The 14,253-nt window shown below is 67.7% G+C and carries 15 protein-coding genes; 10 read left to right on the forward strand and 5 right to left on the reverse strand.

The features are described from left to right. Nucleotides 1-108: 108 nt before the first annotated feature. Together ACV4UX_RS12685 and ACV4UX_RS12690 are read right to left on the reverse strand one after the other, a co-directional pair. Nucleotides 109-672, reverse strand: coding sequence for a hypothetical protein (locus ACV4UX_RS12685; protein ID WP_491593645.1), 564 nt, complete (start codon nt 670-672; stop codon nt 109-111). A 75-nt stretch (nt 673-747) separates the two neighbouring features. After that, nucleotides 748-2,232, reverse strand: a complete 1,485-nt coding sequence (locus ACV4UX_RS12690) for an SLC13 family permease (protein WP_491593646.1) — start codon at nt 2,230-2,232, stop codon at nt 748-750. A gap of 407 nt (nt 2,233-2,639) precedes the next feature. Here ACV4UX_RS12690 and ACV4UX_RS12695 point away from each other — a divergent pair, with 407 nt between their 5' ends. The 4 genes from ACV4UX_RS12695 to ACV4UX_RS12710 all read left to right on the forward strand — a co-directional run bounded on the left by ACV4UX_RS12695 (nt 2,640) and on the right by ACV4UX_RS12710 (nt 5,247). Next, nucleotides 2,640-3,032, forward strand: coding sequence for a phage regulatory CII family protein (locus ACV4UX_RS12695; RefSeq protein ID WP_491593659.1), 393 nt, complete (start codon nt 2,640-2,642; stop codon nt 3,030-3,032). 164 nt (nt 3,033-3,196) lie between these two features. After that, on the forward strand, nt 3,197-3,622 hold the full coding sequence (locus tag ACV4UX_RS12700) for a nucleoside 2-deoxyribosyltransferase (RefSeq protein ID WP_491593647.1): 426 nt from the start codon (nt 3,197-3,199) through the stop codon (nt 3,620-3,622). Nucleotides 3,623-3,652: 30 nt separating this feature from the next. Further along, complete coding sequence (locus tag ACV4UX_RS12705; protein ID WP_491593648.1) at nt 3,653-4,573, forward strand: SH3 domain-containing protein; 921 nt, start codon at nt 3,653-3,655, stop codon at nt 4,571-4,573. Next, a complete protein-coding gene (locus tag ACV4UX_RS12710; RefSeq protein WP_491593649.1) occupies nt 4,570-5,247 on the forward strand; it encodes a glycosyl transferase in 678 nt (225 codons plus the stop codon). Before ACV4UX_RS12705 ends, ACV4UX_RS12710 begins: the two co-directional genes overlap by 4 nt. Before the next feature lie 88 nt (nt 5,248-5,335). Here ACV4UX_RS12710 and ACV4UX_RS12715 read toward each other — a convergent pair whose 3' ends face one another. The 3 genes from ACV4UX_RS12715 to ACV4UX_RS12725 are packed head-to-tail and all read right to left on the reverse strand — an operon-like array spanning nt 5,336 to nt 8,237. Next, on the reverse strand, nt 5,336-6,301 hold the full coding sequence (locus tag ACV4UX_RS12715; protein WP_491593650.1) for a glycosyltransferase family protein: 966 nt from the start codon (nt 6,299-6,301) through the stop codon (nt 5,336-5,338). A gap of 8 nt (nt 6,302-6,309) precedes the next feature. Further along, a complete protein-coding gene (locus ACV4UX_RS12720; protein ID WP_491593651.1) occupies nt 6,310-6,972 on the reverse strand; it encodes a hypothetical protein in 663 nt (220 codons plus the stop codon). Further along, the gene (locus ACV4UX_RS12725; RefSeq protein WP_491593652.1) at nt 6,969-8,237 is read right to left on the reverse strand and encodes a CHASE2 domain-containing protein; all 1,269 of its coding nucleotides are present in this window, start codon (nt 8,235-8,237) and stop codon (nt 6,969-6,971) included. Before ACV4UX_RS12725 ends, ACV4UX_RS12720 begins: the two co-directional genes overlap by 4 nt. A gap of 157 nt (nt 8,238-8,394) precedes the next feature. Between ACV4UX_RS12725 and ACV4UX_RS12730 the strand changes: the two genes are divergently transcribed. From ACV4UX_RS12730 to ACV4UX_RS12755, 6 genes are all read left to right on the forward strand, one after another. Further along, nucleotides 8,395-9,366: an AEC family transporter gene (locus ACV4UX_RS12730; protein WP_491593653.1), complete on the forward strand. Its 972-nt coding sequence runs from the start codon at nt 8,395-8,397 to the stop codon at nt 9,364-9,366. Between the two features lie 104 nt (nt 9,367-9,470). Beyond that, on the forward strand, nt 9,471-10,571 hold the full coding sequence (locus tag ACV4UX_RS12735; protein WP_491593654.1) for an ABC transporter ATP-binding protein: 1,101 nt from the start codon (nt 9,471-9,473) through the stop codon (nt 10,569-10,571). 39 nt (nt 10,572-10,610) lie between these two features. After that, nucleotides 10,611-11,915 carry an ABC transporter substrate-binding protein gene (locus ACV4UX_RS12740; RefSeq protein ID WP_491593655.1) on the forward strand — a complete coding sequence of 435 codons (1,305 nt, stop codon included), beginning with the start codon at nt 10,611-10,613 and terminating at the stop codon, nt 11,913-11,915. 222 nt (nt 11,916-12,137) lie between these two features. Continuing rightward, complete coding sequence (locus ACV4UX_RS12745; RefSeq protein WP_491593656.1) at nt 12,138-13,022, forward strand: carbohydrate ABC transporter permease; 885 nt, start codon at nt 12,138-12,140, stop codon at nt 13,020-13,022. Between the two features lie 25 nt (nt 13,023-13,047). Beyond that, the gene (locus ACV4UX_RS12750; RefSeq protein WP_173084408.1) at nt 13,048-13,869 is read left to right on the forward strand and encodes a carbohydrate ABC transporter permease; all 822 of its coding nucleotides are present in this window, start codon (nt 13,048-13,050) and stop codon (nt 13,867-13,869) included. Between the two features lie 26 nt (nt 13,870-13,895). Further along, a complete protein-coding gene (locus ACV4UX_RS12755; RefSeq protein ID WP_491593657.1) occupies nt 13,896-14,243 on the forward strand; it encodes a cupin domain-containing protein in 348 nt (115 codons plus the stop codon). Nucleotides 14,244-14,253: the final 10 nt, after the last annotated feature.

The raw sequence follows: 14,253 nt of genomic DNA on the forward strand, positions 1-14,253 counted from the left end.
CCACGTGGAGCAGGCGCGCGGGCATGCCGCGCATGGCGCGCAGCACCGACTCGAAGCCCTCGTCGGGCGCGATGCGGTGGATGCGCGTGTTCATGATGGATGCTATCTTCATGGTTTTCCTTGGGATGGTGTGAGACATGTTCGGGCAGCCTTTCCCTCCGGGCGGCTCGATCCGCGCCGCGAGAGACGGCAAAGCAGCAGGTCGCGCCCGTCCGGCGAGGCCTTGACGGCTACCGCCTCGCCGTTTGCCAGTATGCCCACCGCTTCGTACCAGACGCTGCTTCGACCGTGCATGCGCCGGACGGTCCCCGGCAGCAGGCGCAGGCCGGGTACGCAGGCGTCAAGCCCCGAGAGCACCTCGCAGGGCGCTTCCAGAAGGTTGCCCCGGGCGTCCAGCGCCAGGGCCTCCCCGTCGGCGTGGACCATCATCGAGAGGCTCTGCCCGTCGGGCAGGAAGCCGCTCACACGGTAGCGCACGGCGTGGGCGCCGTCCATCTCCACGCCCACACGGCGGATGTGGAAGCCGGGCGACTTGCGCAGTGCGGCCTGGCGCACCTCGCGGGGAACGTCGCGAGGAGGCAGCTCCCCCGCGTTTCCCCCGGAAGGAGGGGCGAAGGCCCGCGCCGCCAGCAGGGCCAGCGATGCCAGAGCCAGGTAGAGCAGGGCTTCCATTGCGTGTCCGGTTGGAGGGACGGCGGCCGCACGCCCCGGCCGGACAGATGTCCGGCCGACGGGCGGCGTTTGCGTCTACTTCTTGGGGATGGCCCAGTCGGGCATGACGGAGAGGTCGATGCCCCAGACCATGGGCATGAGGTAGTAGACCACCAGGGTGATCTGCACGATGCCCAGGAGGTTGAGCCAGAAGCCCGTTCGGGCCATCTGTCGGATGGTGACGGCCCCCGAGCCGAAGACCACGGCGTTTGGCGGCGTGGCCACGGGGAGCATGAAGGCGTAGGAGCAGGCGATGCACGCCGCCACGATGGGGCCGAAGGGGTGGATGTGCATGCCCACGGCGATGGCGCCCATGACGGGGATCATCAGGGTGGCCACGGCCGTGTTGGAGGTCACTTCCGTAAGGAAGATGTTGAGCGTCACGATGGCCGCGATGATGTAGATGAGCTGCATGCCGGAAAGGCCCGTGAGCTGCCCGGCGATGTACTTGGTCAGGCCCGTCTCCTGGAAGCCGTCGGCCAGGCAGAGGCCGCCGCCGAAAAGGAGGATGACGTCCCAGGGGATCTTCACGGCGGTCTTCCAGTCCAGGAGGAACACGCCCTTCTTGATGTCGGAGGGGATGACGAAAAGCAGCACGGCGCCGCCGATGGCGATGGAGGCGTCGGTGACGCCCTTGAAGACCGGCATCTTCACCAGGCCCAGGAGGATCCACAGGGAAGCCACCACGGCGAACACGGCGATGATGATCTTTTCTTCCTTCTTCATGGAGCCAAGCTTGGCCAGTTCGGCGTCGATGAGCGCGGCTCCCTTGCCGTGCAGAATGTCGCCCTGCACCTTGAAAAGCACCTTCGTGATCAGGAGCCAGGTGATGATCAGGAAGGTGGCGGCCAGGGGGACGCCCACCTTCATCCAGTCGATGAAGGTGATGGTCTGGCCGTACATCTTGTCGACCTGGGCCACCATGATGGTGTTGGGGGGCGTGCCGATGATGGTGCCCAGGCCGCCGATGGACGCGGCGTAGGCCAGCGAGAGCATGAGCCCGATGGCGAAGGGGTTCTTGTGCAGGTCCTTCTCGCCGGTGATCTCGGCGCAGGCCTTGATGATGGCCATGCCGATGGGCATCATCATCACGGTGGTGGCCGTGTTGGAGACCCACATGGAGATGAAGGCCGCCGCCACCATGAAGCCCAGGATGATGCGCGAGGGACTGGTGCCTACCATCTGGATGGTCTTCATGGCGATGCGGTAGTGCAGGTTCCAGCGCTCCATGCACACGGCGATGAAGAAGCCGCCCATGAAGAGATAGATCACGTGGTTGGCGTAGGGCAGCGTGGCCTTGGCGCTGGGCATGATCTGGAAGAAGGGGAAAAGCACGATGGGCAGCATGGCCGTGGCCGGGATGGGGATGGCCTCGGTGATCCACCACGTGGCCATCAGCGCCGTGACGGCTGCGCAGTACAGGGCCGGTTGCGTCATCCCCTTGGGCAGGGGCAGCATGCAGATCAGCAGGAACAGGACGGGACCGAGAATCAAGCCTACCAGTTTCGTTCTGTCTAACATCATCCTCTCCTTGATGCGTTTGCCGGAAGTTGGTTTGCTCGCGTGCGCCGCGGGTTGGAAACGGCGCAGGGGGCAGTAGTCGGCCGGACGGCGCCTCCTGTGGGTTGAGTGTTGCGAGGCGATCGCCTGCCGGACGTCGGCGACGTCCGGCAGGCAGGGCCGCCCGTCCGGGCGCATGGGAGGTTGCGCCCGGACGGACCGTGGCAGGCTTGCTCCGGAAGGGCGGGCCGGTCGTCCGGAGCGCAGGCCGCCACGCCTGGCCAGATTGCGCCGGGTGGTGCGGGCTTGCGCGCCCCTTGACAATCCGAAGCTTTTTCCTTTTATAAACAGAAGAATTAGATGTAACTTTGTTAGAATCTAATGGGCGGTTTCTAATGAAAGACGAATTCCCCCGCGTAGTGCTTGAAATGGTCCAGAACTGTCCGACGCCCATGAAGACGATCTCCGAGGAAGTCGGCAAGCCTTACTCCACGTTGATGCGCGAATTGGACCCTGGCGACAAGGGCGCCAAATTGGGCATCGAGCTGCTGATTCCATTAATGCAGGTGTGCAACTCCATCGCGCCGCTGCGCTACATGGCTGGGCACATGGGATACCGTGTCTCATCCATGCGTGAGATATCTCCGGACAAGTGCACGTTCCATGAAGAGCTGCTGGACACCTATCAGGCGTTGGTGGAGTATCATCGGGCCATGATGGATGACCAATCCCCGGAGATTGTCGCAGAATTCCGAGAGGTGCTCATCCGTCAGCTCAAGGAGGACTTCGTGGCCTACATGGAGCGCCGCAAGGGACTCTAGTGTTGCGATTTTGATAAACATGAAGGTGTTTTTCAAAATTCAATGAATGGTCTTGGCTGATTGTCTTGGTGTTGCGTATGGGTGGGACGCAACTCTCGCCGCAGAGAAGCGCCAGAGGATCGATCGGGCTTGTCTTCGCGGCCGCCTGCTGGCACACGGTGGGCATGGCAACCATCTATCTCGCGGGTCCCCTCTTCTGCGACCCCCGGCAGGCGTGGCATCGCTCCGTGAAGGCCCGCATCGAAACCGAGACCGGGCACGCCGTCATCTGGCCCTTCGAGCTCTTCACCCAGGAGGCCATCGAGGCCTGGGGTCAGGACGCCCCGCGTCAGGTGATGATCCACTGCCGCGACGCCCTGGCCGCCTGCTCCCTGGTGGTGGCCCTGCTGGACGGCACGCAGGTGGACGACGGCACGGCCTGGGAGATCGGCTTCGCCCACGCGCGCTGCATCACGGTGCTCGGCGTGCGCACCGATTCGCGCAACGTGGGCGACGTGCCCGGGGCCGTGGTCAATTCCATGATCCACGCCAGCTGCGAGGCCATCGTGCGCGGCGTGGACGAGCTGGTGGCTCTGCTCAAGGCGTACTGAGCCTCAACGCCGACCCCCCGGAGGCAACCCATGCGTCTCCCCGTCCTTGCCGCGCTCCTCGTGCTCACCGCCCTTGCCGCTCCAATCCGCGCGCAGGATTTCTGCACCGTGCCTGCCTACCCCAAGGCCGAGGCCCGCTTCGTGGTGGACAACGACAACAACCTGCGCCAGTGGGGCGGAGCGGACTACGCCAAGGCCCCGGTGATCGGGAAGCTCGACGCCGGGGACATGGTGCGCCTGCTCTCCCAGGAAGGTCGCTGGGCGCGCGTGAGCACCCACGACGGCAAGGAGGGCTGGGTGAACGCCAAGTGCCTGGCCCCCTACGACGCGTTCGTCACGGGCAAGAGCGCGGCCGGAAACTACGAAGGCCTGATCGGCTGCGGCCAGGACGAACTCGTGAAGCTCCTCAAGGTGGACCTCGACGGCGACGGCAAACCCGAAACCCTGCGCCTGACCTGCGAATCCGGCAACGGCTGCGCCAACTACTTCCTGGACGTGCTCTCGGCCGAGGGCAAGGTGCTCTTCGCCGGGCCGCGCCAAGGCCCCTCCTACTTCATCTTCTGCAGCTGCCACGCCGGGGAGTACCTGCCCGAGGCCTTCTTCGACCTGGACGGCGACGGCCGCAAGGAGATGGTCCTGCTCCACCCGCGCAGCGACGTGAGCCCCACGCCCGTGGAGGCGTTCCGTTTCAACGGGAGCGGCTTCGACCATGTGCTCGTCAACAAGGGATTCTTCGGCTCCAAGGAAGAGCCGGACGTCCTGCGCGCAGTGGATTTTCCCAAGGACCCCGACTTCGACCCGTACCGCTACCTCTACGGGCTCAAGCTGGACGAAAAGGGGCGGCTCATCGCCTCCATCGCCGGGCCGGGCGCGGCGGGCGAGGCCGAGGTGCGCTCCACCCCGGAGGGATTCAGGGTGGTGCGCTGGACCGTCCCCTACAAGAAGTGGTGAGCCCCCCCGCCGTGCTGGTGAGCGTGATCACCCCCAGCCGGGGCGACCGGCCCGAGGCCCTGGCCCAGGCCGCCGCCAGCCTGGACGCCGCCGTGGCCCGCGCCCAGGCCCTGGGCCTGGCCCGGCCCGGCCAGGTGGAGTGGCTGGTGGGCTTCGACGGCGTGAAGGGCCGCCGCCCCGCCACGTCCACGCCGGCCCGCTTCGTGGACTTCCCCCGATCCGGCAATTTCGGCAACGCCCTCCGCGACGCGCTCATCAGGCAGGCCCGGGGCTCGCACCTGATGTTCCTGGACGACGACAACGCCTACCTGGAAAACGCCCTGGAGAGCTTCCTGCCGCACCTGGACGCGGAGATGGTCATCGCCCGCGTGGACGTGACCAGGGCCTTCCCCGGTCCGGTGATCCCCGTGCGCGGGGGCGCGGAGGACGTGGTGCGCCAGGGCAACGTGGACCCATTGTGCCTGTGCCTCTCGCGCGAGCTGGTGGCGGTGCGCTGCCGGGGCTGGGGGGGCGAGGGGGGCTACGAGTCGGACTTCCTGAACATCCGCCGTTACCACCGCCGGGCGCGCTCGGTGCGCCTGCTGGACGACGTGGTGGGGATCTACGACGCGGGCCGGGGCCTGGACCGCGACGGCATGAACCCGCGACAGCAGGCCCGGGAGCAGGGCGGCTAGTGCAGCGCCCTCAAACTCCGATCGTACGGATTGTCGAGGCAAACGGCCATAATCATTGATTTACATTGTGAAAACATGTTCGTGGTTTTCACCGTCGCGGCACTCCTCCTGAGTCATGGGGCTCCTCCCAACCGGCCATCAGGGCGTCCTCCGGCGGGACGAGTTCGGTCCAGCGGGGCAGGGTCTCGTGGAGGCGGTAGGTCGTCTTGAGGTCGCGCAGGCGGGCATGCCAGTGGTGCAGGTCCTTCTCGATGCGCCCGGTCTCGCCTCCGGCGCCTTTTCCCGCATTTGCCGGGTCGTTCCAGTCGCGCAGCATGCGCTTGAGCCGGTTCTCCTCCAGGATGCGTTTGAGCCGCGCCGCCGTGACCGCAGGGGCGCGGTGCGGGAAGTGGTGCACCACCAGGGAACTCTCCGGCTCCGGGAGCGGGCAGGCCTCGCTGGCGAAGATGTGGTAGCCGGGCCCTGTGAAGAGGGGCGGCGCGTCCCGGTCGAAGCGCAGGAGCTGGTGTTTCAGGTGCCCGGCGGCGCAGTGGGCCACTGGGTCGGGCCGGGCGCGGGGGTAGCGGGCCACGGGGTTGGTCCCGGGCGCGTAGGCCCCGGCGTCCGGGGCGTGCTCCAGCACGCGCGAGCCCACCACCCGGTAGCCCGAGGGCAGCTCTCTCAGGTAGCCGCGCACCGTCCTGCCCCCCGGGCCGTGGGGGAACTCGTCGGCGTCCGCGAAGAGCCACCAGACATGCTCCAGGCCGCTTCGCGCGCTCGTCTCGGCCATGCAGCGGTTGGCCAGGAGCACCTTGGCGCTCTCCTCGAAGAAGCGCTCGGAGTGGGTGCTCCAGAGCTGCGCCCCCTGGGCCTGGGCAAGGGCCACGGTGGCGTCGTCGCTGGCGTGGTCCACCAGGAGCACGCGGTCGCAGCCCTGGAGGAAGAGGTTGCGCACCGAGGCCTCGATGATGTCCGCCTCGTTCCAGACGTAGAGGAACCCGTAGAGTGCGAAATCCTCCAGAGGCGGACCGGGGAGCCGGGCCGTGCGCACCATGCCTTCGTTGAGCGCGGACACGGACCGCCTCAGGGCGCGGGGGCGAAGAGCCCGGCCAGCAGGCTCTCCAGCGCGGGGTTGGGGCCGCCCTGGGCCAGGAGGTCCTCCAGGAGCGAGGCCATGGCCGCGCGCTGGCCCAGGCGCTCCAGGGCCGCCAGGTAGACCATCTGGGGCAGGGCGTCGCCCGGCGGCAGGGCTTTCGCCAGGCGCTGCCGCTCGGCCTGGGCCTTGCGCAACTCCTCCTTGCCCGCGCGGTCCAGGGGGGCGTCCCGGGGCGCGGGGGGCGCTGCGCCCCGCACGGTCAGCTGCCCGGCCACCAACTCGCCCTGGGTGGAGAGCACCGGCGATTCCTTGATGGCCCCGGCGTCCAGGCCCAGGCTCGTGATCACTGGGGCGCGCCCCGTTTCCTCCGTGGCTGCGGCGGTCTCGATGGCCAGCACGGCCGGTCCGGTCCACTCCTCGGCGCGGTTGAGGGCCAGGTAGCTCAGGCGCAGGCGCGACCCGGGGCTCAACTCCACGCGGTCGCCGGTCAGGAGCTTGCGGAAGGGGGTCACCTCCAGGCGCTTGCCGGGCTGGCGGGTCAGGGCGGCCTGTCCCTCCAGGGCCGAGACCATGCAGACCGTCTGGGCCATGGCCGCGCCCGGCAGGAGCGCCAGGAGCGCCAGGAGCGCGATGCGATGCGATGCCTTCATGATGTCCTGCCTCCTTTCCCCCTGGGGGGCGTTGACGCGGCGGCGCGTTCGGCGCGCGTCATGCGCATGCCGCTCACGCTGGTGAACACCATCCCGAGCCCCGTGACAAGCCCTGCGACGGGAAAGAGCCAGCCGCACAGGAAGAGCGCGAAGCCCATGGCCCACGCCGCGACAACCAGCCCGGCGCGCACGCCCTTGCGCCCCAGCGCCCCCGCCCTGTCGCAGGCCATGGCCCCGGCCGCCAGGAAGGGCAGCCAGCACAGCCCCGCGACCCAGAGGGGGACGAAGCCCATGCGTCCGGGATGCAGGATGGTTTCGGCGATGTTGGCGTGGATCTCCGCGCCGGACATGTCGCGGTGGCCCATCCAGAGGAAGTTCCGGGAGTAGGGGGTGGGCAGGCGGTCGCCCGCGCCCTCGAACTCGGCCCCCACGAACGCGATGCGTCCGGCCGCGAGACGCTTTTCCTCCGGGGTGAGCCCCTGGGGGCGGGTGAGCGCCGCCAGGGAGATCCGGGGCACCGTCCCCGGCGGACCGCACCAGGCCACGGGCGCGGGCTCGCGCCAGCCCGGGGCCTGAAGGGCCGGGAGGCCTTCGTGGTTCCCGGCGACCCGCACGGCCAGGGCGGCCAGGGTCCACCACGGCTGCGGCGTATCCCAGCCCGGGGGGAGGGGCTGACCCTCCGGGGCGGCGCGCAGGCCCTCGTGGGCCGCCACTTGGCGGCGCACCACGTTGTCGGGGTCGCGCAGGAGGTTGGTGAGGCCCAGGCTCGCAAGCTTGCCGGGCAGGGCGTCCATGTACTCCCGGGCCGGGAAGGGCACGGGGAGCTCGCCCCGGGCGCGCACGGGGCGCACGGCCAGGAGCACCCGCCCTCCGGCCAGGGCCTGGTCGAAGGTCTGGTCGTAGTCGAGGAGCGCGTCGGGGATCTGGTCTGTTCCCAGCGTGCGCAGCCATTGTTCGGGGGTGATGCCCAGGTGCACGTCAAGGGCGGTGCAGGCGGCCCCGGCTTCGCGCAGGCGCTCGATGGCCAGGGCGTAGTGGGGGCCGAAGAATGCCAGGGGGGTGTCCGGGAAGGCCGCCAGGGCCTCGGCGTCCAGGGCCACGATGAGCGTGGAGGAGGGCTTGTGGCGTTTGCCGGTGAGCAGGTGGTGCACGTCCCAGCACCAGCGGTCCAGGTTGCCCAGCAGGCCCAGGCCCGTCCCGGCCAGGGCGGCGGCCAGGGTGAGGCAGACCACGGCAGTCAGGGACAGGACGCGGCGCTTGTCCAAGGGGGCTCCTGCGCTTCGGGTGCACGGCGCTGCGGAGCGGGACGCCCCGCCCGGCCTTCGTCTTCTAGCGCGGGACGCCGGGGGAGTCCATGGCGTCACTCCCGGCGACAGCCCCTCCCTTGACAGCCCGGCCCGCCTCGGGGATGCACGGAGGATCATGGAACGCGTGATCACTGCCCTGATGGTCATCGCCATGGGCCTGCTCTCGGGCTGGGGGATGAAGCAGCTGGCCGAATCCGGGAGGTGGCGCAACCCCCCGGACCTGGCCCGGCTGCGGCTCCTGCTGCAGAAGATCGCGCTCTTCTTCCTGCTGCCCGTCACCTACTGCGGGGCCTTCTGGAACCTGGACCTCTCGGTGAGCGGCATCTGGAGCCTGCCCGCCGTGGGCGTCTTCGCCTTCGTCAGCGGCGGGGCGCTTGCCCTGGCCGCCGGGAAGGCCATGGGCCTTGCGCGTCGCGAGAGGGGGGCCTTCTTCTGCTGCGGCCTCTTCACCAACGTGGGGGCGGTGGGGGCGCTGGTGTGCCACCAGCTCCTTGGCGAGGAAGGCTTCGCCATGGTGCCCGCCTACAAGCTCCTGGAGGAAGTGCTCTATTTCGGGGTGGGCTTCCCCGTGGCGCGCTCCTTCACCGGACCGGGCCAGGGCGGGCTGGCTGCCGGGCTCAAACGCGTCGTCACGGACCCCTTCATCCTGTGCGCCCTGGGTGGTATGGCGGCGGGCGCGGCCCTGCGCCTGGCCGGGTTTCAGCGTCCGGCGGAGTACGCCACGGTGAACGCCGTGCTGGTGCCCCTGGCTTCGTTCTGCATGCTGGTGGCCATCGGCCTGGCGCTGCGGGTGAAAAGGCTCGCGGCCTATCCGGGGCCGTGCGCGGCCGTCCTGGCCATCCGGTTCCTGGCCGTGCCCGCCCTGGCCACCACGGCTGCCTGGTTCCTGGGCTACGGGCGCATCCTGGGGGGTGTGCCCCTCAAGGTGGTGATGATCCTTTCCTGCATGCCCGTTGCCTTCCTGGCCCTCATCCCGCCCTCCCTCTACGACCTGGACGTGGACCTGACCAATGCCTGCTGGTTCGCCAGCATCCTCTTCACCGGGCTGTCCATTCCCCTGCTGGCCCTGGCCGTGCGGGCCTTCTGAACCGTTCCTGGCGACGGGTCGGGCATTTTCCTTTTGAAAACCGGCGCATTTCTGTTACAAGAAAGCCATTCCGTTCACCGGTTCGCCAACAAAGAGATGGTGCCATGGCCAGCGTGACGCTCAAGGACATCGTCAAGACCTTCAAAACCACCACCGTGGTCGACCGCCTGAACATCGAGATCAAGGACCGCGAGTTCGCGGTGCTCGTGGGCCCCTCGGGCTGCGGCAAGACAACGGCCCTGCGCATGATCGCCGGGCTCGAACAGCCCACCTCGGGGGACATCCTCATCGGCGACCGGGTGGTCAACGACGTGCCCCCCAAGGACCGCGACATCGCCATGGTCTTCCAGAACTACGCCCTCTATCCGCACATGAACGTGCGCGAGAACCTGGGCTTCGGCCTGAAGATGCGCAAGTTCCCCAAGCCCGAGATCGACCGGCGCGTGGAGGAGGCGGCGGACATCCTGGGCATCCGGGGGCTGCTGGAGCGCAAGCCCCGCGAACTCTCCGGCGGCCAGCGCCAGCGCGTGGCCGTGGGCCGGGCCATCGTGCGCAAGCCCGCCGTGTTCCTCTTCGACGAACCCCTCTCCAACCTCGACGCCAAGCTCCGCGTGGCCATGCGCGCCGAGATCAGCAGGCTCCACCAGCGCATGGACGCCACCACCATCTACGTCACCCACGATCAGGTGGAGGCCATGACCATGGCCCACCGCATCTACGTGATGCAAAGCGGCACGCTCCAGCAGCAGGGCGCGCCCATGGACATCTACCGCCACCCGGCCAACCGCTTCGTGGCCTCCTTCATCGGCTCCCCGGCCATGAACTTCGCCGAGGGCGTGGTGGAGCACCGCGACGGACGCCCGGTCCTCAACGCCGGAGCCTTCCGGGTGGACCTGCCCGAGACGCTGCGCGAGGCCCTGGCCCCCTACGCCGGGAAACCCCTGGTCTTCGGCATCCGCCCGGAGGACTTCACCCTGGCCGAGCCCGGCCAGCCGCCGGGCGGCGACCGCATCAGCGCCACGGCCGATGTGGTGGAGCAGCTGGGCTCGGAGGTTCTCTTGCATCTGAGCGCCGGAGACCATCGCCTGGTGGCCCGGCTGGACGTTCCCCCGTCCCCCATCGCCGCGGGCAGCGGCGTCACGGTGCGCCTGGACGCATCCAGGGCGCGCCTTTTCGACCCCGGGACAGGCCTTTCGGTAGGCTAGAGAACGGTCCGCCCTCGCGGGCCAAACAGGGAGAGTCGCATGCGAAGCAAACCGGTGTTTCTTGCGTTGGCGGCCTTGCTTGTCTTCGTCATGTCCTGGTCCGACGCCAGGGCCCAGGTGAACTGGAAACAGTTCCAGGGCACGGAAATCCGCATCATGATGAACAAACACCCCTTCACCACCTACATCGAACCCAAGCTCGCCGAATTCGAGCAGCTCACGGGCATCAAGGTGGTGATGGAATCCTTCCCGGAGGACCAGTTCCGCAACAAGCGCACCATCGAGCTCAACTCCGGCGGCAAGCTCGACGGCTTCATGATCATGGCCACCCAGGACGACCTCTACTACTGGAAAGCCGGGTGGCTCCTGCCCCTGGACGACTTCGTGAAGGACCCCTCCCTCACCGACGCCAGCTGGGACCTCAAGGACTTCTTCCCGCTGTTCATGAAGGCCAACACCATCGACGGCAAGCTCTTCGGCGTTGTGTTCAACGCCGAGACCTCTCTTTTGTCCTACCGCAAGGATCTCTTCGAGCAGAACAAGATCAAGGTCCCCGCCACCATGAAGGAGTTCGAGGACGCGGCCAAGTTCTTCCACGGCAAGGAGATGGACGGCAAGAAGATGGTGGGCGTCACCCTGCGCGGCAAGGGCGCGGCGGCCACCTCCCAGTGGAGCGACTTCATGTTCACCTTCGGCGGCAACTGGATGGAGAAGGGCAAGTCCTTCCTGAACTCGCCCCAGGACATCGCCGCCTTCAAGTTCTACGGCGACATGCTGCGCAACTACGGCCCCGAGGGCGCCACCATGCTCCACTGGGCCGAAAGCACCCAGCTCTTCATGGAAGGCAAGGCGGCCATGATCTACGACGCCAACGTCTTCAAGTCGCTCTATGAGAACCCCAAGGACTCCAAGGTGGCCGGCAAGGTCGGCTACGCGGTGATCCCGGCCGGCCCGGCGGGCAGCATCCCCCACCTCTCCAACTGGAGCCTGTGCATCAACAAGAACGCCCCGGCCAAGCAGCAGAAGGCCACCTGGCTCTTCATCCAGTGGGCCACCAACAAGCAGAACGCCGTGAAGGCCCTGCTGGCGGGCGTTCCCGCCGGGCGCGCCTCGGCCTGGGACTCCCCCGAGTACAAGGCCGGCGACAAGAACCCGGACTGGACCGCCAGCGTGAAGAAGTCCTACGAGACGGGCAACCCGCAGTGGAACCCTCCCGTGCTCAACGTGCCCGAGATCCGCGACATCGTGGGCCAGGTGATCGTGGACGCCATCCAGGGCAAGGACGTGAAGGCCTCGGCGGACAAGGCCGCAGAAACCATGAACAAGAAGATGGAACTGCCGTAGACCGGGCGGGAACAGGCAGGAATCCGCGCCGCCGCCCGTACCGGGCGGCGGCGCATCCCGACGCGGCGAGGGCCGCGCCCCGCCGCCGGGAGCAGGGCGGGCAGGCCGTGCGGGACCCGGCGAGCACAGGCCCGGCCCTGCACGAGAACGCAGCAATCGACCCCCGGCGCATCCGGGCCGGTCAGCTTCCGGCCCCGGCCGGGGGAACCAAGGCGGCAGACCATGAGACGCATCGCCCAAGCCCTGTCCGACTTCATCGACCGGCGTCAGTCCTGGGTGTTCCCGGCCCCGGCGGTGATCGTGCTCCTGCTCATCGTCGTCTTCCCCATCGCCTTCAACCTCTATTTGGCCTTCACCAAGTGGACCATCGGGCTCGGGCAGCCGCGCTTCATCGGCCTGGACAACTTCGTGGACCTGCTCAGCGACGAGCGCGTCCTCAACGGAACCGTGGTGATGATCGCCTTCAGCGGCCTGAGCCTGGCCCTGGAAATGACCCTGGGCCTGATGATCGCCCTGTACTTCAACCGGGAGTTCAAGGGCAGCGAGGCCGTGCAGGCCATCTACATCTTTCCCTTCGCGGCCACGCCGGTGGCCGTGGCGCTCATCTGGCGCATCATGCTCAACCCCGAGGTGGGCGTGCTCAACTACCTGCTGCGCCTGGTGGGCCTGCCCGGCAGCCTGTGGGTTTCAAGCGAGCACACGGTGATCCTCTCGCTGGTGATGGTGGACGTGTGGAAGTGGACCCCCATGATCACCCTCATCGTGCTGGCGGGGCTCAAGTCGCTGCCGCACGACCCCTACGAGGCCGCCCGCATCGACGGGGCCAGCGCGCTGCAGATCTTCTGGCACATCACCCTGCCCATGATCCGCCCGGTGCTCATCGCCGCGCTCATGCTGCGCTCGCTGGACAACCTCAAGGAATTCGACATGATCTACACCATCACCCAGGGAGGCCCGGGCATCGCCTCCGAGACGCTCTACCTCTATTCCTACACGGTGGGCTTCCAGTTCTTCAAGGCGGGCTACGGCTCGGCCCTGATGGTGGTGGTGTTCCTCATCGTCCTGGTGTTCAACGTGGTCATGAACAGGCTCAGGCTGGCCAAATGACGGCCCGGACCGGGAGGGGAGCGCCATGAGCGTCGCGGTCAAGAGGATCAAGAGCGTCCTGTTCTACTCGGGCGCGGTGGCCCTGTGCGCGCCGCCGCTCTTCGTGTTCGCCTGGATGATCATGACCGGGCTCAAGACCGGCTCGCAGAACATCGCCTATCCGCCGGAATTCTTCTTCACGCCCACCCTGGAAAACTTCCGGGCCGTCTTCCAGCAGCACGATTTCTTCCATTTCCTGATGAACAGCGTGATCATCGCCACCCTGGCCACCGGGCTCTCGCTGGTGCTGGGGCTTCCGGCCGCCTATTCCATCGCCAAGTACAAGCAGGGGCGCATCGGGCTGATCATCCTCTTGGCCAGGATGACCCCCTTCGTCAGCTACCTTCTTCCGTGGTACATCATCTTCCGCTCAATGGGGCTCATCGACACCTACACGGCCCTGACCGTCACGCACCTGATCATCACCCTGCCCATGGTCACCTGGCTCATGATCTCCTTCTTCGAGAGCGTGCCCGCCGAGTTGGAGGACGCGGCCATGATCGACGGCTGCACCCGCCTGCGCACCTTCCTGACCATCGTGCTGCCCCTGGTGCGCAACGGCATCGCCACCTCGGCCATCATGGCCTTCATCTTCTCCTGGAACCAGTTCCTCTTCTCGCTCATCCTCTCCGGCCCCAGGACCAAGACCGTGCCCGTGGCCGTCTACAACTTCATCTCCTACGGCAAGATCGACTGGGCGGGCATCGGCGCGGCCGCAACGCTCATCGTGCTCCCGGTGTCCGTGTTCGCCTTCTTCGTGCGCAAGTCCATCGTGCAGGGCCTGACCATGGGGGCCATGAAGGACTGACGCCGCAACCCTTCGAGGAGCATCCGATGAGCGTGCAATGGGACGATCTGGAATGGGACGAGGTGGCTCCGGGCATCCGGCGCAAGGTGGTGCACGCGGCCGGGTTCACCCTGGCCCGCTTCGAGGTGACCCCCGAGGCGGCCATGCCCCCGCACGCCCACCCGCACGAGCAGGCCAGCACCGTGCTTGAGGGGACGGGCGAGTTCCTGCTGGGCGAGGAGCGCCGCCCGGTTGGGCCGGGCCACGTGGTGCTCATCCCCGGCGGGCTGCCCCACGCCCTGCGCGTGCCGGGGCCGGGGGCCGTCACCGTGCTGGACGTGTTCGCGCCGTGCCGGCAGGACTTCCCGGAGTCCAGGAGAAAGCAGGGCGCGTGATGTTTTCGGG

This window comes from Fundidesulfovibrio sp. (assembly GCF_058402725.1).